Genomic DNA, 23,611 nt, shown 5'->3' with positions numbered 1-23,611 from the left:
CGACCGCGGAACAACCGGGTAAACCCGCGTGATCGATGAATGCCAAACACCTGAGCTGTCATGTCGGGCCTCTCACGCTCATAGCCGCTGAATCGGGACGAACACTGGCAGTCGAGGTCCGTCCGTGGGCTCGGAGGACCGATCCTGGGAACGGCTGGCACCTCGCAGCCGTCGAGGCGTCTGTCGAACGGGAACGACGGCCGAGTCCTCGGCGGTCTCCAGCGAAGCAGCCGCAATGACTTCCATAGCTGCCCCCTGCATGACAAAGGCCGCCGGATTGGCCGGCCCGCTCGCCGTCAGGCTCTGGGCTAGACTGTTCAGCAGCAGAGGGCTGGCTACCACGCTCACCTGGGGAACCAGACTCGGTTTCGGGTCCTCCCGCTGCGTCGATGAGCGGCTGGTCAGTTGTGAGCCATACCAGCCGGCCATGAACAGGAGAAACGAAGCCGCGAGAGCCGGTGCCCAGGGCAGCCAGACGCGGTAGCCCCGAAGGGTGGGCCGCCCCGGGCAGACCGGCATAGCCTTCTCCCTGAGTATATGCCCCTGAATCGAGCTCAGCACTCGCTCTGTCAAATCATCCGGCATGGTGACCGGTTCCGGCGAACGGAGCAGCTGGATCACCGGGCCATACTGGCGGCGCAGTTCCGCGTTGCCACGCACCAGATTCTCAACCTCCGCAGCCTGTTCCACGGACAGTTCGCCGTCCAGGTAGGCTTCGATCAACTGCTCGGTGTCGCGATATCCCATGTCCCGTTCTCCGGCATCTGACCATGCGCCATCAGATCACGCAGTCGCCTTCGGCCCCGGTGCAGATGTGTGCGGACCGTGTTGACCGGCACGTCCAGCACCTCTGCGATCTCCGTGTAGGGCATGCCATGAAAATGAAACAACACCATGGCCGCCCGCTGAGGTTCATCAAGCTGCGCCAGCCAGTATCGCCACTGCCCGGGGTTCGGCACATCCAAGTCGACCGCCCCGCCCTCGTTACGACGGTTTTCCGCCGCCTTGAGGTGCAGGATGCGCTCCCGCTTGTGGGCTCGGAGCCTGTTCAAAGCCAGGTTCGTGGCGATCTTGAACAGCCAATTACGGAACGGTTGCTCAAGGTCGTACAAATACAACCGCTCCAACGCCCGGAGAAACGTTTCCTGGGCCACGTCCTCGGCCTCGGCCAAGTTGCCCAGGATCCGGGCCGCAACCGCGAAGACACTCCGAAGATGCCGTTCGACCAGCGTGCCATAGGCTTCTCGGTTGCCCTCGAATACGGTCCGCACCAAGTCGGCGTCGCTCGGGTTGTCCTGGCTCGCTCCCACTTGGTGTCTCGCCCACAAGTGCCATAAGGACTACAGCCCCCAACGGTTAGAGTTTCAACTCCGCCGCAACGCGACCGCCAGCAGGGCGTGCAAATCCGTCCCGAAGGGGATCCTATCCGGGCGGCGGTCGATAACCAAGCGGCGAAGGAGCCTCGCCTCGGCCGTTTCCACCGGCGTGCCCCGCCCCTTCAAGTCACACTGACCAATGGTTGGGAGTGACTTGACCCACATCCCAACAGTCCATTCGCACCGTCCGAACAGCAGGGTGCTCACCATCAGTCAGGACGGCATCAACACGTTCCTGATCCGCATCCATGGGCACCCCAAACGCCCAGTTCCACCGGCTTATCCCATCCCACCCCGGCGATGCTCTCCAGGTTTCCGCGCCGCTGCGTCGCGGTGCGGGAATAGACTGTAATGCTCGCTTTGGCAATGCTTTATGTACGTCAGATGCCGCTGCCCTGATCGTGCAAATGGAGGCCGCACTCCGTCTTGTCGAAGCTGACCCAGCGCCCGGAGCGGGGATTCTCGCCCGGGCGAACCTGGCTGGTGCAGAAGCCTTGCTCCGGGCGGCAGCCGATGCTCAGGTAACCGTGCTCGCGAAGTGGGTGGTAGGGCAGGTCGTTCTCCAGGAGGTAGTAGTGCATGTCTCGGCCGGTCCAACTCGCGATGGGGCAGAGCTTGACCAGGCCGGTGTGATCACGCTGAATGATCGGCGTTTTTCTACGACTCAGCGATTGATCTCGTCGAATACCGGTGATCCAGGCCCCGAGTTTCAGTTCACGCTTGGCACGGTCGAAAGGCTCGCGTTTGTTGAACGCGCAGCAGGCGTCGGGGTTTGATCGCCACATCCGTCCGTGCTCGATCAGGAAGTCGGTCGCGGTCAGCGCCGGCCGGTAGATGTGAAGATTGAGGTTCAGCCGTCGGGCAAGCTCATCGCGAAACAGGACCGTCTCAGGGAAAAGAAAGCCCGTGTCGACGGTGATAATCTTGACGTCGGGTTTCACGCGCGTGGCCAAGTGGAGCATAACCGCGCTGTCCGCGCCAAAGGACGAGGACACCGCCAGGCTGTCTCCGTATTGCCCCACGGCCCAGTCGATGATCTCCAGTGCCGTGCGTGTCTCCAACTGTCGGTTCAGTAAGTCTAGATCGACGGGATGATTGGGATTCATACGCGTTCGGTCCCTTCTCGGTTCCGGGGATTGTAGGGGGTGTCTGTCTGGCCAGCTTGGTCGAGGGGCATTGCACCATGGCTGATTCGCACGCAGAATGGTCCCTGTCGGACGGCGTCCCGATTCCTTCAGGGTACAAGCATGGGCGACAGCCAACACTCGAGGCCTCGCAATATCCACGGCCGGCGATGGGGGCGAGGATTCCGTCCCTATCTGATCGTGGCCAAACTCTTGTGCGTGGCCGCATACGTCGGCGGGCTCATGGCGCTTCTGGTGGTCGCCTTCCAGGCTGGCCTCCCCGGAGACGCCGAGGGTTGGCGGCAGGTCGGGAGGACAGTTCACCGGGTGTACGCCTGGCTGGTTGTTCCGGGCTTCCTTGGCGCGACCGTCGTGGGTATCTTGCTGACGGCATCCATGGTCGGGCCAATGGCCCGGATGCGCTGGTTCCGGTTGAAGCTCCTTCTTCTGGCCGTGGGTGCTCCTTCGCTCCATGTCTACTTGCGAGGCCGGTCGATCGCGTTTCAGAGCTTGTTGGCTGCGGCTCAAGATGTCTCGGCCATGGTCGCCGTGTTCAGGCAGCTCCTGGCCGGCACTTTGGTCGGTCTGCTTCTCGGTGTGGCTCTCGTGGTTCTCGGCCGGGTGAAGCCTCGTCTCGGGCAGGCTTACGGGAACAGCGGCCAGAGGACGCCAGGTCACTGAGGCTGGCTGGCTGCCCAACTCCAGACGCTTGCGGAGCCGCTCGGCCAGCTGCGTCGCCCTTAGAATGGCTTCAGCGGGCTGTGAGAATAGGCAATTCTCTGCCTCCCGAGGAGGTGATTGGCGGCCATTTTGACGACCAAGGAAGTCGTTATAGACTCACGGACCTCGTTGAAACGGTTCATTCCGGCGTGATCAACCTCGTCCTGACCTGGGTGAGGGGATTGGCCGGGTCGCCGCCGGCCGACACCGGACTCGGTTCTGCTGGGGAATCCCCCGACGGGGCCTTTTGGGGTAACGAAGTCGTCTCACTCGTTCTTGACCTAAGCCTCATCAAGGGTTAATATCGAGTGATGTGCCATCGTCTCGCGGGGCGAGGGATCCTCTTGTCATTCCGACGCTGGGAGGCCGATATTGTGACCACATGTTGTCTCGTGGGTTCGGCTATCCGTTCCCTTGAAGCCAGTCGTGTATCCCCTCGGCGGGCACAGTCGGTTCTCAGCTCGCGCCGTCCCGGAGGACGGGCCTTCACCCTGATCGAGCTCATGGTCGTGGTCGCCATCATTACGCTCTTGGTCAGCATTATCATCCCCAGCCTAGCCACCAGTCGTGAGAACGTCCGCTCCGTCCTCTGTCGGACCAATTTCACCGAGCTTTCGAAGGCCATGCTGATGTATGCCAGTGCTCACGGCGGTTTCCTGCCGTTCGAGGACCGCGTGAAAGAGAACCTCCTCCCTTCAGAGATATACAAGGAACGAAAAGACTATCTCTGCTGGTATGATGCGGTGGACAAGTACCTCAAGACCGACAAGAAAAATGTGGGAGTCAAGCTGTGCCCTACGGTTGCCCGCGATGCCCCGAACAGCTCCGAGGGCTATCGCATGAACAGCAAGCTCGCTGAGACGAACTGGTTGAGTCCCTATTACCTGAGGCCGCCGTTCCGGAAACTCGATACGCTCAAGAGTCCGTTGACCACGGTGCTGCTTTTTGACGGCGATGTAGGCGGAGATGTCCTGTCGTTCAAGGGGCGATGGAGACAGACGATGGACGATGTGGACTACCGCCACAACACCAAGACGAACATCGTTTTTGCCGGTGGCAACATTGAAAACATGCACAAGAAGGTATTGGCCAAGAAGTCCTTTGGCAATTCGCCGGTCGTCTGGCAGCCCGCCGATGTGGGACCATGGGATCCTGACCCCATCAATGAATGATGCAGACTGCACCTGTCGGCACCGCCGGGACCTTTGCCAAGCGCAGCGAGCACAAGTATTGGCTGCCACGGTCTGAACTGGGGCCCGTTATCAACGCGCTCCGCGTGCATGTCCCCATCTTCTCATATACTCCGACCGGCTGGTCCAGCGTCCGGTCCCTCTATCTCGATACGCCGGATCTCAGATGCTATCAGGACTACTTGGTCGGCCTGATGGTTCGCTGGAAAATCCGTATTCGCGAGTACGGTCACCAGGGCCGTTTTGGCGAGAACTGCTGGGTCGAAGTCAAGATGAAGAACCGGGGGATTGGCTCGAAGCGCCGGTTCGGCAGTCGCGTCAGCGACGTGGCCCGTCTGGTGGACGAGGGCGCCGACATCTGGCCCACCCTCAAGAGCAACGGTGATCCCAAGTTGCTCAACACGTATCAGCACATCACCCGCTTGATTGAGTCCAAGGCTCTACGACCGGTGGTGTGCATCCAGTATGAGCGGCTCGCGTTTCAGCGGACGGCAACCGACGAACTGCGGATTACGCTGGATCGCGACGTGCGGGCGCGAGGGCCGGCCAGCCGACCGGAGGGTCACTTCACCGGCCTGATCCTCGAGATCAAGTCCACCGGCGAACGCCCGGAGTGGTTCTACCAGTTGAGAGACAAGGTGACGATGCACCGCGCCCATCGCATGTCGAAATATGCTTGGGCGATCGGAAATGTGCTGGGTATTCGTAAACCAGGAGCTCAGGAATGGGCATGACCACAATGGATCAAGTACTGAACGCCAACCCTTGGTTGGATCGCCTCTTCGGGGAGATCAGTGGCACTGGCGACACCACTCTCGGTATCCAGAGCGTGCTCATCCGACTGGTCTCCGCCGCCTTCCTCGGCTGGATTATCGGCCAGGTCTATCGACGGACGTTCACCGGTGTACGGCTGAACGCGGCGCTGCCCGACACCCACACGCTGCTGGCGCTCGGTGGTGCGATCATCTGGCTGGTCGTCGGCGATAACCTCGCTCGGGCCTTCGGTCTGGGCGGCATGGTCGGCCTCATTCGCTATCGGACCATCGTGCCTGATCCCAAGGACACGACCCTGCTCCTGTTCAGCCTGCTGATGGGCATGGCCTGTGGACTCGGACAGCCGCTGGTGGCTTGGTGTGGGACCATTGTCCTGATCATGGTGATGGCCTTCCTGCACTACGGCCAGCGCGGCAAGCGGGTCGCCGAGGAAGAGAACCTCACCGTGCTGCAGGCGTTCGAGAGCGCCCCCCAGCCGTCCAAGGAGCCCGAGAAGAAGGAACTGCCTCCAGGCAAGTAGGCGGCTCCGTTTGAAAGGTCTCCATCCACAGGATCGCACGCACCAGTTGGTTGTCACTCCGGGTACCGGGGATTCCCTATCGGGCCCTCGTCGCTTAGCAGTGCGCTCGAGCCTAAAGTGTCGAGCACGTCGGCCATCGCCTTGGTTTTGCCGTCCACGGTGACGTATCCCCGCACCAATCGGATGCACTGGCTGTAATCAACCCAGCGGTGGGAGTGTCCCAAGAAGAGTGGTTGGATCGGTTGCCCGTCGAGTTGGTGCCAACCATAGATGGCCACCTTGCCAGGGCGGGCGGCCAGTTGAGGCGTCATGACCACGTCCTTCTTGACGCCTCCGACCAGCAAGCCCGGCGGCTGGCCGGCGCGCCGTCCCTCGACCACTAGATGGTGAAGGTAGAACGTGGCGATGTGGGTGATGTCAATGGTCCTTGGACTGATCGGGGATGGAGCCAGCTTGGCCGCCGCCTGGGCGTAGATGTCGTTGACCATCTTGCGCGTGGGCAGAACACACTCGAAGCGGTCGGCAATGGCCTGGGCGGTCTGGGGTGTCATCGGCATGCGGACGAAATCAGTGTCTGAACCGATGGCCAGGTAGTCAGGTGCAACTTCGTAGCTGATCCTGTGTGGCCGGCCGTCAATGGTCGCCGTGGCCGTCACTGGAACGAACACGCGCAGGAAGTCGGGAATGTTGCCGGAGGTGATTTCCTCGCGTATGCGAGCCTCCCGTCGATCGAGCGGAGCATCCAGAAGCTCGGCCACGAAGGCGCTCCCGGTGATGGCCCCGGCGGGTCTTGGCGGAATCAGGCCGGTGGTCAGGTGTGATCCGGTGCCATGGACGGGGCCCGGCCGCGTCTGGCCCCTCAGGCTCTTCACGAACGCATCGATATCCCGGATGTCCACATCCCGGTCCGCGTCAAGGTCGGCTGCGATGCAGTCCTGGTCGAGGATGGCCCCCCCCGCGCCGGCCAGGCATTCCTGAAACCGCCCGAAGTCGTCGTTGTCCACGGTTCCATCGGCGTCCATGTCGCCTGCGACGCAGGCGGACCGAGTTGTGAATTGCCAGACGTCGCCCCTGGCCGGTCCATCGCCGTTGACTTCATCGACTCGCCAGTAGTAGGTTCTCCCGGGTAGCAGGTGGTTCGCCCGGAAGACGGCGCCCGTCTGTATGCCGCGGTGCAGTCCCGGAGAGGTGGTGCCGAGGTACACACGATAAGGTCTCTGGCCGTCGCCGGCTTTCCATCGGAGCGTGACGTCGGCGGCGACGCCGCGAGCGCCGTTCGCCGGGGTGGGATCCGTGGCCGCGGAGGGCATACCGGCCAGGATTGCGAGCCGGGCCAGGCCGATCACTGCGGCCCAGATCTGGAGTGTCAGGCTTGCCACGGAGCCCAATATACAACGACGACCCAGCCGTGCCAGCGGTTGCGGCGCTCCGGCCCCGTCGCGGCACAGGAATTCAGTTGCCCAGGCAGTCGCGATCCGAGGGGATGCCGGCACCACTGACGCACTTGATGAACCGGGTGATGTCACTGCGGTCCACGTCACCCTCTCCCGTGAGATCGGCACCCTTGCAGGTGACGTCGGTCACTGGATGACCGGCGCCGGCCAGGCAGAGCTGTAGCCGGGCAAAGTCGTCGCCGTCCACATCGTCATCGGCGTCGAGGTCACCCGGTTTTGGCTGGGCGTCGATGAACGCGTGCTTCGTCTTCGTGCTCGATCCGCCCGGTCCGGTCACGGTGAGCGAGATGGTGTAGGTCCGCGCGGTCGAATACACGTGGCTCGGGTTTCGCAAGTTGCTGGTGGTCTGGTCGCCGAAATCCCATAGCCATGTGTCGATCATGCCGCCGGAGGAAGAATCGGTGAACTGCACACGGAGAGGAACAACTCCCGCTGCCGGACTGGCGGTGAACTCAGCCGCGGGCGGGAGCGGACCGGTATTGTCGGTGGCCGTGAAGTTGTCCACCCGCGTGCCGTGCATGTTCGAGTTAGTGGCGAAGGATTCCTGGTAGCCGATGCCGAAGCACCCGTGGGCGAAGTCGGTGTCGGCCGCGCTGGTGATCAGTTGGCCGTCCACTAGGTACCTGATGGCCGCTCCCCGACACTCGATTCGGAAGGTTCGCCATGCGGTCGAAGGCTCGTAGACGGGTGTGGCCAAGAAGTCGATGGGCGTGCCGTTGACCAGCTTTCCCGCCCGAATTCGCCCGTCGTTGGAGTCGTAGAGCAGGGCGTAGCCATTGCCGCCGCCGTAGTGGGACAGCGTGAAGGCCCCGGTTCCCGAGTCACGGGCAAACAAGCCGTAACGCTCGTAACCGTCATCAGTAACGTCCGGTCGATACTCGCAGTAGACCTCCGCCTGCACACTGTAGTCCGTGTCCCCGAAGTCACCTCGCCGGCAGGTATCCACGCCACCCTCGCTGTTCATCACCCTGAGCACGTAGCCGTCCCCGCCCGGGGCGGCCGGTGAGAAGGCCACCACGTCGGCGTATCGGAACTTGTCGTCCCAGCCGCTCAGACGCCCGGTGCTTGCGAACGGGTCGGAGAGCGGGAACCCGGTCGTGGTATCCCGATTGACCAGCAGAAGGGCGTTGGCGACCGGTCGGGGGGAGCCGTCGGAAGGGCGGTTCCTGACTTGACCGTTGACGACCAGGGTGGCCGAGCCGCCGCCGTCGAAATTGACCGCTTCGGTCGCTGCGAGCGTGCCGGTGAGGAAATCGGCCATCTCCTGGAAGGTCATACCCACGCTCCCGCCGACACCGCGGCCGTCGCAGACGACCTGGAACCAGAAGTGGTCATTCCAGGCCATGACACTGCGGGGATTGCGGCTGTACGGAGCGGCTCCCGATTCGAGGTTCTGCCAGCCAGCAGTGTACGCGGCTCCCTGGTGAATGATCCAGCCGATACCGGTGACCGCGTTGTCCGAGTTGTTGTACTCCTCGGCCTGGCTGGCGAATCGCATCTTGAGCCGGTCACCAATGCGGGCGTGGTCGAGGATGCCTTTCCTCGTCTCTTCGTTTCCCCAGGCGGACAGGACCATCCCCCCGGCCGGGATCGCCGCATTGCCTGTCGTCGGATGGTTGATCGCGGTAACGATGCCGGCCACCTCTTTGTCGCCGCGCATGGGATAGCTCACCTCACTCAAGACGACTTCGACGGCGATCGAAGGGGAGATGAAACTGCTGCGCGTCGAACTGTCAAATCCGGGGGTGAACGCGACGATTCCGTTGACCGGGTACAGCGGGCCGCCCATGGAGTAGTTGTATTGAGTCAGCGGCATGGTGTGGCCATCAGGGAGAGTCAGCGTGCCGAGGCTGTGACCGAAGTTGGTGCGGATGGTTGGCTGCCGAGCGGGTCCGACCATGAGCGTGTGGTAGGTGTAGCCGGCGTTGAAGCTGGGTGTATCCAGCATCTGGCCGTCGCTCTGACCGATGCCGATCAGCCTTGGGGCCGTGACCCCGTCGAAATAGGACGCATTGACCGCTGAGATCACGTCCTCGCCAGCTGGTTGATCATAGCGATTGGCGATGATATCGACCGTTTCTCTCGCCGTATAGTTGCGTTTTCCTTGCGACCAGCCGAGTTGCAGCTTGTATTCGGCCCGGAGCCGGTCGATCTTGACCACATAGACCGTGGTTGGCCCGGGAGCCGCGTGGACGGTGTACGTGACTCCCGGGGCTAGCTCCTCCGCCGGCAGACTCGACGCCACAAGCAACCACGAGACGAGTGCGATCCCCCCGTCGATACTCCGCATGTCCATTCCCCTCGTCAGGAACTCGTGTCCTCAGTCGAACGAGGCTTCGCCGCCTCGCCGGCCGCCGAACCAGACCTGTCCGTTCGGAATAGGCGCCGTGAGCGGGTTGGCGTCCTTGATCATCCACAGGATGGGGACAACGCGGTTGCCACTACCGGGCACGGCGTTCTGCCACAGGAGCTCCCCCTTGTAGCTGAGCACATCGAAATGCCAGCCCGCTTCTTTCTCGGCTACATAGCCGTCGCTGAATCGTTGCTTGGCGGTGGTGGCGTTGTAGCCGATCATCAGATCGATGATGGCCACGACGACCAGGACTTCGATTAGCGTGAAGCCCAGTCCCCTGAAGCCGGATGGGTGGCGGGGAGGTCGACGCATGGATCGAACGAGAGGCTCACCCATAGGGCTCTCCTTTCGGTCGTGGCTGGATCGCCTCCGCCAATCCGCGGCTGCGACGTCGCCACGCGGTTACACACGATGATGCGATGGTGTCAGAACCACTCAGGCCATCGTGAAACCGCCTGGAGAACACCGTGGAGAGCTTCCCCGCCCGTTGAGAGCACCTTCCCCCTCCATCGGCAAGGGCGTGCTCTCCATCCAGGGCAGAACCGCTCTCGGCTATTCAATTATAGTCAGTCCCTTACCCCCCACTCAATCGGTCAGGGATGCCTGTCCCCTCCTGCTATGCTGCAACGGACTTCTGGCTTAGTTTTCGGACGTCGGTTGCTGCCCCCGGTGGGGTCGGTCAGTCAAAGAACCCCTCGTCCGACCTCTGTCCGGGGTACCAAACCGGTCCCCTGGCGGGATACCCGGCCTTCGACTTGTCCATCAGCTGATCGTCGGTCATTCGCTGGACATGACCGTCCAGGAAACCAACGTTCATCTTGGTGGCGGGCTCGTACTTCATGTCCAGAGGAGGCGATGAGCCGCGTTTGGTGAAGTCCTTACCGGACATGAGCGGGTCCTTGTTCTTGCCCCCGTGGCGGAACCGGAGTGCGGCCGGCAGACTCTCCGGCGTCCCACTGACGGGAGTGGTCTTCTTCCACAGACGCTGCGGGAAGATACCCGGCTTGCCGCCTTCAACGATCAGCGCCGGGATGCCCCGGACGTTCCTGAGGCCCGAACTGGCATTGGCCGAATGGCTCATCCACATGATCGGGATGGTGCGGTTTCCGCTGCCGCCCCCGGCCATCTTCCACAGGGGTTCGCCCTTGTAGCTCATCACGTCAAAATTGTCGGCCGATTCCTTCTCGGCCACATAGCCGGCGGCGAACCTCTGCTTTGCAGTACTCACGTTGTAGCCGATAAGCAGGTCAATGTCCGTAAAGCTGAAGGCGTCGCCGCCGAACTCATCTCCCACCACCGAGTCCTGGACATCTGTCTGCCATACGCCACCGCCTGCGTTGTAGACGTGGTTGAAGATGGCATCGCCGGAAGTGATCCCGCGATCGATGGAACCCGCCCAGACGCGGGCGAGGACCGCGGCGGTCGGTCGAGGATTGGCGTCCGCCGGGCAGACAAACAGATCCGACTGCCCGCCATTCGCCCTCATCGAGTAGGTGGCCCAACCATAGTTGGTGCTCCACCGCTCCTTACGCATGTTGGTCTCGGTCAGATGCAGGATCGCTCCCTTGACCGCCTGACCCATGTTACTGCCGCACACCGCCGCCTGGGCCTGGTCCCGGGCCATCTTGAGGGACGGGAGCAGGATCGCGATCAGGAGGGCGATGATCGCGACGACCACCAGTACCTCTATAAGGGTAAATCCGAGGGGCGGAGACTTCCGAGCACGACAACGTTGCAGCAGTAACCAGATCACTGGTCGGCGGGCCATGTGATACTCCTTGTAAGGGCTTCCTCGACGGGCTAATCCTGACTACTAGACTCTAGCCGATTCCATCGCGTCTTTCAAGAGGTTACCGGTCACATTCGACGCCTTGGCATCCTCAGTCAACGAGCCAGGAAGGTCTGGCTCTCCCCTGCCCCCGGGGGAACATCACAACTATCACACTTGCCTGGCTTACCTCACTTCGCACAGTCCGCGGGCACCGGGGCTGCCGGAGCCGGTCCCGTCCAGCACTTCAAAAACCGGTCCAAGTCGGAACCGTCGATGACCCCGTCCCCCACCACGTCGAAACAGGCACATACCCCGGAATCGAACGGCGATGTGCCGTAAAGACAGGTCTGGAGGACGCCAAAGTCCCGCTGATCGACCGCCCCGTCCGGCTCGGTACCATCCGTCCCCGAACCGGCTGCGTCAAAGACCGGCGCGTGGCAGGAACTCTTGTCCAGCGACACCCCCACCACGGCGATCCGACCGCCCAAACCCCGCTCGTCCGCCTGAATCCGCAATCGGATCCGGCTCAGGGTTTTCCGGGCATCGATCTGGGCCGCGTGGTAAAGGAGAAACGCTCCGTCATGGTTGCCGCCGCTTTGGTTCGTCCCGTTGTGCCGAACCCGCTGAAAGCCGACCACGTCCGGTCCACTACTCCTTAATCGGCCACCCACGCCTACAGCCTGAGAATTATCGTCCCCGTCCGTCCCGAACCAGTTGTACAGCTTGAAAGCCCGGGAATCGACGGTCTGATCGTTGTAGATCGCCTCGACGACTAGTTCTCCGTTGTTGTCTCCGTTGCCCACAGTCAGAAGGTGAATCTGAGCGTAGGGGCCGGGCAGGAACTCGCGCGGACCATCCGGGTTGAGCACGAAGACGTTCTCGGGGCGGAAAGGACCTGCCAAGGTGTCCCCACCATCCCATTTGATGGAATTCCATCCATCATAGCGGAGCTGAAACCGGGGTGAGCCCGGGATCTGGACGGTGAATACCCCATTCGGGGGCAAGCCGGGCGTCAGCGGCGTGGGCAGGAGACTTGGGTCGAGGTGATCCTGGCATGGCCGGACGTAGCCCTCGGCCCCCAGGGTGTGATCGTCCTTGGCGATCATGCTCCGCTCGCCGTTGGCAAAACGATCGTTGTCGTCGGAGGAGGTGGTGTCCGAGCCGACGCCGAGTAGGGCATCGGCGTTGCCGACGCAGCCCAAGTCGAGCGGACCCCCGGCCGCGGGCGGACCACAGACCCCGGTCTGGATAGGGTTCATCTCCGTGATCCGCAGGGCAGAAACGCCCACCTCGCTGGCGTCATCGTACCAGGCGTGGTTGAACATGACGTACATCACCGACCCGCGTTTGAGCCAAACGAAGCCACCGTTACCGCTGGCGCCGCAGCGGGGATAGGGCAGGCCCGCATCCCAGTTGGGACACTGTGGTCCCGGGCCGGTGTCCATCCACCGCCCCTGGTTGTTCTCGTTGGTCTGGATCCACTGGCGGTTGGTGCCGTACTGGCCGTTCCACGGGACATTGGGATCCCAATACTTCCACTGGTCGTAGCCGTCCATGATGACTTCCAGCGGAGAGTAGGCCGTGGCATGGGCGGAAGGCACGAAGTACTCGATCTTGTAGATGTTTGGCTCGTCGGGGATCTCCGGCCCCAGGCAATTGTCGTTGTTGTCGAACTTCCAGTAGGCCCGGCGGACGCCATCGAACCCCTGGCCCCACCAGTAGCGGCCGTCGAACATCGGCGTGCCATCGTCATAGCCGCCGGCGGCTTCACTGTGCCAGTTGCCGTCGAATCGGTCTGGCTTCAGGTACCAGACCCGCTGGGCGCTGGCGGAATCGGCGGCTGCCAGGGTGGCAAGCAGACAGACAATCAAGTGAGATCTCATCACAAACCTCCTTCGGGCAGGGTGGCGGTCTTCCGGGGCGTCGTCACAGGCCTACGCGGGTACGGCGGGAGCAACCGACGGATTCACAAGCCTCCATGAGCCGATGGTGACACGCTCTGCGATTCCTGATCTTCATTCTAACACCACGGCGGAGACGAAGCAACGTCATCGGTTAGCAAGTGTTTATGAATACTGAAGTTGCGTTGCTCCCCATTAACACGATTAACTGCTCGAGTTGTGGCTGGAGCTGTAGTGGTATCGGGTGGTGAGGGGCGACAGAAGCCGTGGTATCACGGCGCCGGGTTGTCGCAGCCTCGGAGGGCGGGAATGGCCGGGCCGGAGTAGCAGCGGGTGAAGACCGCCAGATCGTCGGCGTCTGCGTCCCGGTCGCCGTCGGCATCGAGGCATTGGCAGGCGCTGCCGTTGAAGGGCGGGTTGGCCACGAATGCATTGGCCGGGCCGGAAAGGCAGGCCTGCAAGATGCCGAAGTCGGCGTGGTCGACGTCGCCATCGCGATCGGCATCGAACCGGGGTTCGTTTCGGCAGAAGGTCAGAGCGACCTCGTCGTACCAAAACTCCTCGAAGGTGTTGGTCAGGTACCCCTCGGTGAGCAGCCGGGGATCGCCCCCGAGACGCAGCCAAGTGACGTCGATGCCGTCGCCCTGGCCGGGCATCCGCCGGCCCTGACTGATGACCATGCCGTCGATCAGGAACTCGACATCGCCGACCGCGCCCGAGTACGGATGGACGACGATCTCCAGCCGGTGCCAGCCCTGGGTCCGCGGAACCGGCGTGAGGTGCCAGCCGTCGGCCATCGTCGCCCAGGAGTAGTACTCCCAACTGATCTTGGAGTCCACGGCAAGCACGAAGTACTCGGTGCGATTGGGTTCGGTCAGGATGAGCCAGCCGTGGTCGTCGAAATTCGGTCGGGAGGGTGGTCCCCAAGGATCGCAGTCGCACAGGATGTCGGCCGGGTCGTAGAACTGGGTCTTGGCCCGCAGATGGCCGGGTTCGAGCGGCGGATCGAATACGTGGAGGATCGCGGCCCACATGGGGTCCCAGATCGGCTGGCGGCCGGAACGTTGGCCGGAGAAGACCCGACCGCCGGTGTCCTTGTCCGGCCAGGTCTCAAACTTGTAAGGTCCCCAGGTCTGGGCATCGTTTGGGGCGGGGTTGGGCCAACCCTTGGGGAGCATCGGATCCACCGGACAAGTGGTCTTTCGATTTGCCGGCGAATCGCACGCGAGCCACTCGGTCAGGAAGCTCCAGCTCGTGCCGTCCAGCTTCACTGGCTCGAAGTTCTCGTAGAACGGAAGCTGGGTCGTGGCCGAAGGCAGCGCCGCGGCCGCGATCGTGGTCAGGAGTGTGGCACAGAGCATGGTCGCCTCCGTCGGGCATCGCGAGGCTAGGGCAGCGGCGTTCCCGCATCGCAGCTGGCGTCAGCCCCCAGGGTTGGGCCGGAGTAGCAGGACGAGAACGAGTCCAGGTCGGTCGCGCCGATGGTCCAATCGGCATCGATATCCAGGCATCCGCAGGCGGTCAGATCGTAGGGAGTGATGGGACTGGGTCCTGTGTAGCATCGCTGAAACAGACCGAAATCGACCTGGTCGACATCGGTATCTCCGTCGACGTCGGCCCGGGGCTCGTGGCAGGGCGAGGCGGTGCTCAGTTCGACATCGTCGAACCAGAAGAACTCATAGCTGTAGGGCGGGCGAACGTTGGTTGCGTCCTCCTCTTCGGGAAACCGGGAGCCGAGCTGGATGCGACGGAGCGGGACTCCGGTGCCGTCCGGGCCGGGGGCTCGACGGCCTTGGCCGACCAACTGGCCATCGATGAAGAACTCGATGTCGCCGACCTGGCCCGAGTAAGGGTGGACCACGATCTCGACGTGCCGCCAGGTCTGAGTGCCGTGGCAGACGAAGTCCACCTTGCGGGGTACGGTGGTCAGGTTCCATCCGTCGGTCTTGGTTCGCCAGCGATAGAACTTCTGGATTGGATCCTCGGGGTTGTTGGAGACCGGCATTTCCACGCCGATGAAGGCGAAATCGTCATAAGGATAGACCACGTTGGGGCCCATCGGTCCCGGCGGGAGAGCGAGGGCCTCGCCGGGCAGCGAGGTGAGACCGACCATACCCCGTACCGGCCAGGCTTCCGCGGTACACAGCGGCCGTTCGACGTCCTGCCAGATCCAGGCGCCGACTTTGAGGATGTCGAGTTGCGGCAGGACCTCGAACTCGTGATAGGCGGCATAGGGGAAAGGGTTGTTGGGGATCTCGGTAGCCGCTTGGCCGCCGTTTCCGGTATGGTCCTTGTGGCCCGAGGTGGAGCTGCCTTCCAGATACTGCATGGGGAAGACATTGATCTTGCCTTCGACTTTGGGCCACGTTGAGCGCGAGACACCCCCGTCAAAGGTGTCGCTGAAGACCGTGGTGAACGTCTGAGCTTGAGTCGACGGTGCAAGGAACGTCGCGGCGCCGAGAGTTAAGGCGATTAGTCGTCGGGTCATCGTCTCTGCTCCTCTCCGGGCTCGCCAGGGTGAACCGCCGAAAGCCCGCCAGGCCAATAGGGGATCCAGTGAACGCCTCCGCCCCTTGGCATTGGGCACCCTGAGGTGCGGGCGGGGCCGATCCGTTCATCATTGTCTGCAGCGAAGGAGGCAGAGCAGGGCCATCACATCATGCCCCGCTCTGCCGCCGATCGTCGTGAAGCTGCCGAATGCGTGGGAAGAGCGTCAGTTGGCCTTGCGTCGCAGGAACAGAACGCCCAGGGCGAGCAGCAGCAGGCTGCTGGGCTCGGGAACTACCCCATAGGCCTCGATGGTGTACAAGGCGGTGTTCGTGGGCACGTCTGCTGCGTTGAAATTCCACCAGACCCGACGTGTGCCATTGATCCCACTGCCTTCATAGGCGGTGGTGAAGCTGTAGCCGGCGCCCGGGAGGGCTGTGAAGTCGCCGTCCAGACGATCGATGGGCAGGATCCAGGAGGTGCCGGTGTCCACGCTGGTCAGGCGAATGGCGCTCCACGCCCGGGTGATATCCCAGCCAAAATCCCATTTGGCGTACAGCGTGCTTCCCTGCTTCAACCACATGTAGGTGCCGTTGGCGCCGGCATTCTGGGCCGCGCTCTCAGGGGTGTGCGGGCCGGGGCCGGTCGCCAGCCAAGCCCGTGTGTTCGCGCCGTCGCTGCCCACATACTGGTGGTTGGTGCCCCACATGCCGTCCCACGGAATCCCTGGTTCCATCGGGTAGGTTTCACCAGCATAGCCGTTGAACGAACTCTCGATCGGCTGCCAGGCCGTTCCGGGCAAGCCGATGGCCGACGCTCCCGCGATAGCCACGACTGCCGCTGCAAAGACGATGGTCCTCATCTCGCTCCTCCGTTTCATGTCGAGGTCTGTGGTCTCCATCCCCCGCCACGCGACGGGGCGGAGACCGCTGTTCGCTTATTGGTTCTTTCTGGACGGCGCGGACAAAACTGGGCGGAAGACCGCCGAACCGGTACAACCCACCTCCGACTGGGGTATTGGGTGACCGGGTGTGGCATACGCCGGAACCCTTGCCTCGCCGTTCGTCGACTGCGGTCGCCGTCATCTTCTGCGGCCAAGAAGCTGTCAGATACGTCCCAGCTACTTTGGCCCGCGTACTTAAAGCTAATCAGGCATAGGCCTTATGTCAATCCCAACCTTGACGCGAGCGGAGATAGACAGAAGTGAAATAAAAACAAATCAATTTTCAGGCCAATGACCGGCCTTGGTCACGCTCGAAGTGATTGTGTAGATAATGTATTCATAAGCTAGCATTGAACGGTCATGAACTGGCGCGATCGACCCGTAAAACGCGTTAATGGCGGAGGGCCGTCAGTCGCCGAAGCCTGATCGCCGTTGCATCCTGGATGCTGTTTTGGCGGTGGTGCTGTTCGGTACGCGGTTGCCCGACTCAGCTGCAAATTTGCCTCCGGGTGTGGGTTCGCATATGCAAGTCGCCTTCGGATGTGCGGGGTCTCCTCGTCGCTGAGAGGTACTAAGCATGATCAGACGTATTCTACTGGTTTCGGTTCTCATCGGGGTTGCCGAAGTTGAGGCTCAATGGCGGGTGGGGCCGCCGAGTGATGAGCGGGAGAGCCGGCCCGGCGATGGTAGGGGGGATCTGAAACCGATCAGGCCGGGTGACAAGCTGCCGCACCCGGACAGGTTCTGCTGGCTGTTCGCGGATCTGGGGATTCCCGAGACGATCGAGGGCCGGCCCGCTGCCGGTCAGCCGGTCGGTTTGCGGATCGCCGCGGGTGACGGGGGCGAGGTCTGGCTCGACGGCACGCTGCGGTGCCGGTTCGACAACGACCATCCTGCCCTGGTGATGGTGAGTGAGAAGGCCGTGCCCGGGCAGAGCGTCAGCCTTGCCGTGCAGGTCTACAAGAAGGTCCAAGGGGGGGACAACTTCGATGAAGCCAACTGGGCATTGATCGATCCCAAGCGGGCGACGGGACGGGTGGGACTGCGGATCGACGCTGCTCACCTGGCGGGCGTGGTCCCCGATGGCATCGTCGGACTCAGCCAGGGGGGGGGGCTCGCTGACTACGAGGACAGCACCGCCGCGCGGCTGAAGGACGGCGGGTTCAAGTGGTTCCGCATGGATAACGTGCTCACCCATGCGTTGAAGAAGGATCCTGATGGCAAGCTCGTTCATGAGTGGACGGACCTGGATCGGCGGGTGGACTTCATGGCCAAGGCCGGCACGGTCCCCATCCTGGCGGTGTCGTATATGCCCGAAGTGCTCGACGCCGTGCCCAATCCCGATCGACAGAGCGCCCCGCGAGACTATGTGTTGTGGGAGGAACTGTGCTACTTGGCGGCCAAACGATGCCTGGACCGTGGTCGGCGTGTGCCTTACTGGGAGGTGTGGAACGAGGTGAACACCGGCTGGTTGAAGCCCGGGCCGCAGGACACCGGCAGCGAGGCTTTCCAGAAGCTCTACGACGAGGCTCTGGGCACACACCAGAGCGACCGCGAGGTGGTCCGCCGGTTCGAGGCCTACTGCAAGCTCTACCAGGCCTCCGCTCGCGGCGTTCTCCGGGCCGACGCCGAGGCCAAGATCGGTGGTCCGGCCTTGGCCAGCGGGCCGATGGAGAGCAGCCCGGAGCACGGCCATTGTGTTCACGGCAAGGGTTTCGCCCGCGGCCTGATGCTCTGGTGCCGGCAGCAGAAGCTCCCCCTCGATTTCGTCAGTTGGCATGAGTACTTCCAGTCCGCCGAAGTCATGGCCAAGGAAGCCGAGGTCTTCCGCGGGTATCTCAGCGACTTTCCCGAGTTCCAGAAGAGCGTCACGCACTTCATGGTGACGGAGTGGAACGAAGCCTGGTGGGCGGATCGTCCGCAGGATCACGAAATCGGTGCGGCCTACTGCGCCGACGGGGTCATCCGGGCGTTTCTACCGCACGGCATCGATCGCCCCTGCTTCTTCTACGTCAAGCAGAACGACATGGGTTTCCGCGGCGACTACAGCATGCTGATGAAGGATAACGTGACCAAGCCGACCTATCATATGGCCCGGATCTTCAATCAACTGAGCGGGCGGTGGCTGGCCGTGGCCGGCGGCGACGAGGACATCTGCGCGGTAGCGGCCTGGGACGAGAAGAAGCCACGCCTGGCCGTGGTCATGGTCAACTTCCGGTTCCGCCATGCCCTGCGACGCACGGTTCGATTGAGCATCGACAGCTTGCCCGCTTCGATCAAGTCCTCGCGTTGGCAGGAGTGGACCGTGGACGCGACCCACAGCAACGTCTGGCACGATCGCGACCAGGCCGATCTGACCATGACCCGGAGCGGCCACGTTGACGGCTCGTTCACCTGGGACGGCATTCTCCAGGCCAACTCGATCACCCTGCTCGAGCTGGTGTCGGCTGAGGGCGGGGCCGCCGCCAGGCCGTGAGGCGGCCTACTTCGGCCAAAGAACGGCGACGTAGCCGCAGTACATTAGCAGCAGCAAGGCACCCTCCCAGCGTCTCAGGCGGAAGCCGGTCCAGAGGATCGGAAGCAGGATCGCCGAGGTCCCCAGCATCACACCCAGGTCGAAGGCGCTGATGCCGGCAGCGTCGATCGGAGCCAGGAGGCCGGAGGCGCCAAGAATGCAGAGCAGGTTGTAGATGTTCGATCCGACAATGTTGCCCAGGGCGATGTCCGCCTGTTTCTTCCAGGCGGCGACGATTGAGGTGGCGAGCTCCGGCATGCTGGTGCCCGCGGCCACGATCGTCAGGCCGATGGCAGCTTCGCTGACGCCCCAGGCCCGGGCGAGGTTGACCGAACCGGTGACGAGCAGACGCGAGCCGACGACCAGGACGAGGAGTCCGATCAGGATGAAGAACAGATCTAACGCCCAGTGTCGGCTCAGGCCCGGGATGGATGCGTCGAACGCATTCCGGATCTCGGCGGCGGCGTGCTGGCGGCCGAGGTGGATGTTCGCGATGGTGTAGACCACAATGCCCAGGAACAACACCGCGGCCTCCGGACGGCTGACGTGAGCGTCGCGGAACATGGCCAGGAACAGCACAGATGCTCCAATCATGACGGGCGTATCCACTCTGACGAGTTGGAACTGGACCCGTAGCGGGCAGATGAGGGCGGTCATCCCCAGGATGACGCCTATGTTGAGGATGTTCGAGCCGACGGCATTGCCAACGGCAATGTCTCCCTGATGGGCCAGCGCCGCCTTGCTGCTGACCACGAGCTCCGGCATGCTCGTGCCGTAGGCGACCACGGTGAGCCCTACGACCAGCGGTGTCAGGCCAAGCCGCAGGGCAAGGGAAGCCGAGCCGCGCACCAGCCCCGCGGCTCCAAGGTAGAGCAAGACCAGCGAACCGAGAACCATCAGTGCGTCGCAGGGCATGGGTACTCCCGGTTGTCGCGGCCGGGGACCGCTGGGCCTCGGTGTCCGCTCTGCCGCGCCAATTCAATCGACCTGTCACAGCGCCGCGAAGTTCTTGAGCATGAGCAGGCCCTTCTCCTGGCTCTTCTCCGGGTGGAACTGGGTGGCGAAGAGGTTGTCCCGCCAGATCATCGCGGTGAACGGCCGACCATACTCGCAGGTGCCGAACGACACCGCGCCCTCGTCGGGAAGGACGTAGTAGGAGTGGACAAAGTAGAACCAGGTGCCGCTGTCGAGGCCGGTCATCAGCGGGCAGGGTCGCTCCCAGCTGAGGCGGTTCCAGCCCATGTGAGGGATCTTGAGCTCGCGGCCGCCGGGCAGATCGGAGAAGTCAAAGCGCAACACCCGGCCCGGGATAATCCCCAGGCCCCGGTACTCGCCGTCCTCGTGGCTGACGTCGAAGAGCATTTGCAGGCCGAGGCAGATGCCCAGGAATGGCCGGCCGGATCTGGCGGCCTCGACGACGGCCTCGGTCAACCCTTGGTTGTGGAGATGGGCGATGGCGTCGCGGAACGCGCCGACGCCCGGGAGGACGACCTTGTCGGCCTTGCGGATCTGCTCCGCCGCGGTGACGATTTCGGCGTGAGCCCCCACGTGTTCGAAGGCCTTCTGGACGCTTCGCAGATTGCCCATGCCGTAGTCGATGATCGAGATCATGGCGTAGCTTTCGGCGGTCAACCTTCAGCGATCGGTGGGAGGGCCGAACCTGCCGCGGCTTTCGTGGAAGTCGGGACAGGGGGGCCGCCGTGCCGATGGCTGGGGTCCGGTTCCGTTCAATCCCCTGCTCCGACCATGGCCTTCTTGTTGAGGGCTCGATCCAGCTGGCGCATGGCCTGGCGAAGACGCTGCTCGTTCTCGACCAGGGCGATGCGGACGTAGCCTTCACCGTTCTCGCCGAACGCTCGCCCGGGTGCCAGGGCCACCTCGGCCTCCTCCAGCATCCGCATCACGAAATCGATGCTCGATTGGCTGGCGAGATGCTCGTCCTTGACCCGGGCCCAGACAAACATGCTGGCTCGAGGGACCTCGGCCTCCCAACCGAGCTTGCGGCAGCCGGACACAACCACGTCCCGGCGCTCCTGGTAGATCGCCTGCTGCCTGGCCACGTCTTCCTGGCAGTGCCGCATGGCGATGATCGAGGCGATCTGCACCGGCTGGAAGATGCCGTAGTCGTAGTAGCCCTTGATCGTGCCCAGCGCGTTGACCATGGTGGCATTGCCGGCGCAGAAGCCGATGCGCCACCCGGCCATGTTGTACGGCTTGCTCATCGTGGTGAACTCGACGCCGATCTCCTTGGCTCCCCGGGCGGCGAGAAAACTCGGGGCCTTGTAGCCGTCGAAGCAGGTCTGCCCGTAGGCGAAGTCGTGGATGACGGCTACGCCATGCTCGTTGGCCAGGCCGACGACCTTCTCGAAGAAGTCGAGGTTCACGGTCATGGCCGTCGGGTTGTGCGGGTAGTTCAGGATGATGACCTTGGGCTTGGGGAACAAATGGGCGACCACGTACCGAATCCGCTCCAGAAAGGCGTCATCGTTGCCCAGCTGGACGGAAATGACGTTGGCCCCGGCCAAAGCCACGCCGTAGACATGGATGGGAAAGGCCGGATCGCCGACAACCGCGGTGTCACCCGGTCCGAGCATGGCCAGCAGCAGGTGGCTGATGCCTTCCTTGCTGCCGATGCAGGCAATGACCTCCTGCTCGGGATCGAGCTCGACGCCGTAGTGCTCGCGATAGTGGCGGGCGACGTCGCGGCGCAGATTGAGGACCCCGCGGGACACGCTGTAGCGATGGTTCCGCGGGTCGCGCACGGCCTCGCAAAGCTTGTCCACGATGGGCTGGGGTGTCGGGTCGGTCGGATTGCCCATGCCCAGGTCGATAATGTCGATGCCGTCCTGCCGCTTGCGGTGCTTGAGGGCATTGATCCGCGCGAACAGGTAGGGCGGCAACCGCTTGATGCGTTCGGAAGTGCTGATCTTCGATTCGGACATGGGAAGGCATTATATGCTCGCTTCCGGCGGCCCGAAAGGCCGTGTGCCGGGGAGCGGACGGGCATGTCTCTCCTTCGACTCAGGAGCCCGGACGGGTCGCCACCGGCAGGTCGGCGGCGCCGGCTTGGCCTTCCTGAAGAGTCTTCTCGATTTCGTCTCGCAGGGCTTTCACGGCGGGATCGTTCCGGGCCTGGTCGCTGGCCAGGGCGTCGGTTTGCCCCAGAAGGCGGCGGAGGCTCGCCTCGCGCTCGACGTCGACGTGTCGGCGGGCCACCTGCATCAGGCGGCCGAGTGCCAGGGCGTCCTCTTTGTTGGTCCGAATCTTTGCCATCAAGGTGGAGCCGAACGAGTCGTAGCATCGGCTCAGCTGGGCCAGGAGGATGCTGTTGCCGGGGCTCTGCTCCAGAGCCTCGGCGGTGAGACGGGCGGCCAGGCTGGCAGCGCCCACGGCCTCGTCGAGATCCTTGTTCTGGTCGTCGTTCAGATTACGGGCACCCAAGATGCCGACCTTGGCCAGGAGGTACTCGTGGTTCCGCGGTTCCTTCCGCAGGGCTTCATTGATGGCATTGACCGCTTCGGTGAGGAGTCGCCTTCGTTCCACTTCCGATTTCCGGTAGTCCGGCCGGTTGGAGACAACTTCCTCGCCCGCCGCCGCGGCACCGCTCTGGTAGGCCCAGGCGAGGCAGGCATCGATCTCGGCGCTGACCGGATCGTCCTTCCGGGCGTCATTCAGGGCCTCCACCGCCAGCCGCCAGCGGTCCGTTCTGGGCGGGAGAGGGGGAGGAGCGGGAGGGGCCAGATAAAGCTGGGCGAGTTCGAGACGTGCGTGCGTGTCCACGTGGACCGGCGTGGCATTCCTGCAGTTCTTGAAATAGGCCAAGTAGTGGTCGATCGCCTGTGATCGCCGCAGCGTCCTGGCGTACAGTCTCGCCAGGTCAAGATGGACGGGCCATCGATCGGGCCCTCCGCGAAGGATTCCCAGACAGATGCTCTCGGCCATCTGGCAATCGGCCGGCGTCTTTGCGGTCCTGGAGACGACGGTTGCGACCTTGAGCCAGACCTGCTTGGCGAGCGGTGCGAAATCCTCGGAGGTCATACCGTTTTGGGCGTCGGCGGGGGCGGGAGAGAGCTCGTATGCCGTGGCCAGCAACTGCAGCCCATCCGGGTTGTCCGGATATCGGGCAACGAAGTCCAGGAGAAACTGGCGTGTCGCGGGCAGGTCGTCCTTGCGGCCTCGCCTGGCATTCTCGAGCACCTCCTTGACCTTCGCGAGTTCCTTGTCTTGGTCGGCGGGCGAGGTTGGCGGGCTGCCTGCCGGAGCGGAGGATGCGGTCGGAAACAGAGGCTGAGGCTGGGCCTGAACCAGGGTGGCCGCTGCGCCGAGGGCGACGCAGGCGAGGCAGACACCGTGTCGGAGGCATACGCGGATGGGAACCGTCTGACGGATCTTGCACGAAACGCGGAGCGTGGGCATGGACGACCTCCTCGGTTGATCGTAGGCCGGAGCATATGCCGGGGGAACGACGGGGTCGGGCCGAAGG

General features: G+C 63.2%; 20 protein-coding genes. 5 read left to right on the top strand and 15 right to left on the bottom strand.

Annotation, left to right across the window (positions count from 1 at the left end):
• Positions 1–78: 78 nt before the first annotated feature.
• From KA354_02510 to KA354_02500, 3 genes are all read right to left on the bottom strand, one after another.
• The gene (locus KA354_02510) at positions 79–747 is read right to left on the bottom strand and encodes a zf-HC2 domain-containing protein (protein ID MBP7933498.1); all 669 of its coding nucleotides are present in this window, start codon (positions 745–747) and stop codon (positions 79–81) included.
• The gene (locus KA354_02505) at positions 720–1,310 is read right to left on the bottom strand and encodes an RNA polymerase sigma factor (protein ID MBP7933497.1); all 591 of its coding nucleotides are present in this window, start codon (positions 1,308–1,310) and stop codon (positions 720–722) included. The genes KA354_02510 and KA354_02505 overlap by 28 nt, the downstream gene beginning before the upstream one ends.
• 446 nt (positions 1,311–1,756) lie before the next feature.
• Entirely contained in the window at positions 1,757–2,482 is a 726-nt protein-coding gene (locus tag KA354_02500) for a phosphoadenylyl-sulfate reductase (protein MBP7933496.1), read from the bottom strand.
• Positions 2,483–2,623: 141 nt separating this feature from the next.
• On the opposite strand from KA354_02500, the gene KA354_02495 reads away from it, so the two are divergent.
• From KA354_02495 to KA354_02480, 4 genes are all read left to right on the top strand, one after another.
• The gene (locus tag KA354_02495; protein MBP7933495.1) at positions 2,624–3,181 is read left to right on the top strand and encodes a hypothetical protein; all 558 of its coding nucleotides are present in this window, start codon (positions 2,624–2,626) and stop codon (positions 3,179–3,181) included.
• A gap of 548 nt (positions 3,182–3,729) precedes the next feature.
• Complete coding sequence (locus KA354_02490) at positions 3,730–4,392, top strand: hypothetical protein (protein MBP7933494.1); 663 nt, start codon at positions 3,730–3,732, stop codon at positions 4,390–4,392.
• Positions 4,392–5,144 carry a polyphosphate polymerase domain-containing protein gene (locus tag KA354_02485; protein MBP7933493.1) on the top strand — a complete coding sequence of 251 codons (753 nt, stop codon included), beginning with the start codon at positions 4,392–4,394 and terminating at the stop codon, positions 5,142–5,144. The genes KA354_02490 and KA354_02485 overlap by 1 nt, the downstream gene beginning before the upstream one ends.
• Complete coding sequence (locus KA354_02480; protein ID MBP7933492.1) at positions 5,141–5,704, top strand: hypothetical protein; 564 nt, start codon at positions 5,141–5,143, stop codon at positions 5,702–5,704. The genes KA354_02485 and KA354_02480 overlap by 4 nt, the downstream gene beginning before the upstream one ends.
• Positions 5,705–5,757: 53 nt before the next feature.
• On the opposite strand, the gene KA354_02475 is transcribed toward KA354_02480, so the two are convergent.
• The 8 genes from KA354_02475 to KA354_02440 form a co-directional block, all read right to left on the bottom strand.
• Positions 5,758–7,083 carry a hypothetical protein gene (locus KA354_02475; GenBank protein ID MBP7933491.1) on the bottom strand — a complete coding sequence of 442 codons (1,326 nt, stop codon included), beginning with the start codon at positions 7,081–7,083 and terminating at the stop codon, positions 5,758–5,760.
• A 73-nt stretch (positions 7,084–7,156) separates the two neighbouring features.
• Positions 7,157–9,448, bottom strand: a complete 2,292-nt coding sequence (locus KA354_02470) for a phosphodiester glycosidase family protein (protein ID MBP7933490.1) — start codon at positions 9,446–9,448, stop codon at positions 7,157–7,159.
• A 30-nt stretch (positions 9,449–9,478) separates the two neighbouring features.
• Entirely contained in the window at positions 9,479–9,847 is a 369-nt protein-coding gene (locus KA354_02465) for a type II secretion system protein (GenBank protein MBP7933489.1), read from the bottom strand.
• Between the two features lie 343 nt (positions 9,848–10,190).
• Positions 10,191–11,279: a prepilin-type N-terminal cleavage/methylation domain-containing protein gene (locus tag KA354_02460; protein MBP7933488.1), complete on the bottom strand. Its 1,089-nt coding sequence runs from the start codon at positions 11,277–11,279 to the stop codon at positions 10,191–10,193.
• 191 nt (positions 11,280–11,470) lie between these two features.
• Complete coding sequence (locus KA354_02455; protein MBP7933487.1) at positions 11,471–13,165, bottom strand: hypothetical protein; 1,695 nt, start codon at positions 13,163–13,165, stop codon at positions 11,471–11,473.
• 290 nt (positions 13,166–13,455) lie between these two features.
• On the bottom strand, positions 13,456–14,544 hold the full coding sequence (locus KA354_02450; protein ID MBP7933486.1) for a hypothetical protein: 1,089 nt from the start codon (positions 14,542–14,544) through the stop codon (positions 13,456–13,458).
• 26 nt (positions 14,545–14,570) lie between these two features.
• The gene (locus KA354_02445) at positions 14,571–15,671 is read right to left on the bottom strand and encodes a hypothetical protein (GenBank protein ID MBP7933485.1); all 1,101 of its coding nucleotides are present in this window, start codon (positions 15,669–15,671) and stop codon (positions 14,571–14,573) included.
• 225 nt (positions 15,672–15,896) lie between these two features.
• Entirely contained in the window at positions 15,897–16,532 is a 636-nt protein-coding gene (locus KA354_02440) for a PEP-CTERM sorting domain-containing protein (protein MBP7933484.1), read from the bottom strand.
• A gap of 658 nt (positions 16,533–17,190) precedes the next feature.
• Between KA354_02440 and KA354_02435 the strand changes: the two genes are divergently transcribed.
• Positions 17,191–19,089 (top strand): hypothetical protein, encoded by a 1,899-nt coding sequence (locus KA354_02435; protein MBP7933483.1) that lies wholly within the window; start codon positions 17,191–17,193, stop codon positions 19,087–19,089.
• A 6-nt stretch (positions 19,090–19,095) separates the two neighbouring features.
• Here KA354_02435 and KA354_02430 read toward each other — a convergent pair whose 3' ends face one another.
• From KA354_02430 to KA354_02415, 4 genes are all read right to left on the bottom strand, one after another.
• The gene (locus KA354_02430; protein ID MBP7933482.1) at positions 19,096–20,043 is read right to left on the bottom strand and encodes a calcium/sodium antiporter; all 948 of its coding nucleotides are present in this window, start codon (positions 20,041–20,043) and stop codon (positions 19,096–19,098) included.
• Positions 20,044–20,118: 75 nt separating this feature from the next.
• The gene (gene hisH, locus KA354_02425; protein MBP7933481.1) at positions 20,119–20,739 is read right to left on the bottom strand and encodes an imidazole glycerol phosphate synthase subunit HisH; all 621 of its coding nucleotides are present in this window, start codon (positions 20,737–20,739) and stop codon (positions 20,119–20,121) included.
• A gap of 116 nt (positions 20,740–20,855) precedes the next feature.
• Positions 20,856–22,070, bottom strand: coding sequence for an aminotransferase class I/II-fold pyridoxal phosphate-dependent enzyme (locus KA354_02420; GenBank protein ID MBP7933480.1), 1,215 nt, complete (start codon positions 22,068–22,070; stop codon positions 20,856–20,858).
• Positions 22,071–22,149: 79 nt separating this feature from the next.
• A complete protein-coding gene (locus KA354_02415; protein MBP7933479.1) occupies positions 22,150–23,544 on the bottom strand; it encodes a hypothetical protein in 1,395 nt (464 codons plus the stop codon).
• Positions 23,545–23,611 lie beyond the last annotated feature (67 nt).

The sequence above is a fragment of the Phycisphaerae bacterium genome (assembly GCA_018003015.1).
Taxonomy (GTDB): Bacteria; Planctomycetota; Phycisphaerae; order UBA1845; family PWPN01; genus JAGNEZ01.
Note: the sequence above shows the minus strand (reverse complement) of the source record. Positions and strands in the feature narration are given on the sequence as shown.

What these genes read in the sequence shown, in the direction of transcription:
- KA354_02510 (MBP7933498.1), bottom strand. Translation starts at nt 747, where the DNA reads ATGGGATATCGCGACACCGAGCAGTTGATCGAAGCCTACCTGGACGGC.
- KA354_02445 (MBP7933485.1), bottom strand. Translation starts at nt 15,671, where the DNA reads ATGACCCGACGACTAATCGCCTTAACTCTCGGCGCCGCGACGTTCCTT.
- KA354_02460 (MBP7933488.1), bottom strand. Translation starts at nt 11,279, where the DNA reads ATGGCCCGCCGACCAGTGATCTGGTTACTGCTGCAACGTTGTCGTGCT.
- KA354_02455 (MBP7933487.1), bottom strand. Translation starts at nt 13,165, where the DNA reads ATGAGATCTCACTTGATTGTCTGTCTGCTTGCCACCCTGGCAGCCGCC.
- KA354_02415 (MBP7933479.1), bottom strand. Translation starts at nt 23,544, where the DNA reads ATGCCCACGCTCCGCGTTTCGTGCAAGATCCGTCAGACGGTTCCCATC.
- KA354_02435 (MBP7933483.1), top strand. Translation starts at nt 17,191, where the DNA reads ATGATCAGACGTATTCTACTGGTTTCGGTTCTCATCGGGGTTGCCGAA.
- KA354_02440 (MBP7933484.1), bottom strand. Translation starts at nt 16,532, where the DNA reads ATGAGGACCATCGTCTTTGCAGCGGCAGTCGTGGCTATCGCGGGAGCG.
- KA354_02500 (MBP7933496.1), bottom strand. Translation starts at nt 2,482, where the DNA reads ATGAATCCCAATCATCCCGTCGATCTAGACTTACTGAACCGACAGTTG.
- KA354_02480 (MBP7933492.1), top strand. Translation starts at nt 5,141, where the DNA reads ATGACCACAATGGATCAAGTACTGAACGCCAACCCTTGGTTGGATCGC.
- KA354_02465 (MBP7933489.1), bottom strand. Translation starts at nt 9,847, where the DNA reads ATGGGTGAGCCTCTCGTTCGATCCATGCGTCGACCTCCCCGCCACCCA.
- KA354_02450 (MBP7933486.1), bottom strand. Translation starts at nt 14,544, where the DNA reads ATGCTCTGTGCCACACTCCTGACCACGATCGCGGCCGCGGCGCTGCCT.
- KA354_02420 (MBP7933480.1), bottom strand. Translation starts at nt 22,070, where the DNA reads ATGTCCGAATCGAAGATCAGCACTTCCGAACGCATCAAGCGGTTGCCG.
- KA354_02470 (MBP7933490.1), bottom strand. Translation starts at nt 9,448, where the DNA reads ATGCGGAGTATCGACGGGGGGATCGCACTCGTCTCGTGGTTGCTTGTG.
- hisH (MBP7933481.1), bottom strand. Translation starts at nt 20,739, where the DNA reads ATGATCTCGATCATCGACTACGGCATGGGCAATCTGCGAAGCGTCCAG.
- KA354_02430 (MBP7933482.1), bottom strand. Translation starts at nt 20,043, where the DNA reads ATGCCCTGCGACGCACTGATGGTTCTCGGTTCGCTGGTCTTGCTCTAC.
- KA354_02495 (MBP7933495.1), top strand. Translation starts at nt 2,624, where the DNA reads ATGGGCGACAGCCAACACTCGAGGCCTCGCAATATCCACGGCCGGCGA.
- KA354_02485 (MBP7933493.1), top strand. Translation starts at nt 4,392, where the DNA reads ATGCAGACTGCACCTGTCGGCACCGCCGGGACCTTTGCCAAGCGCAGC.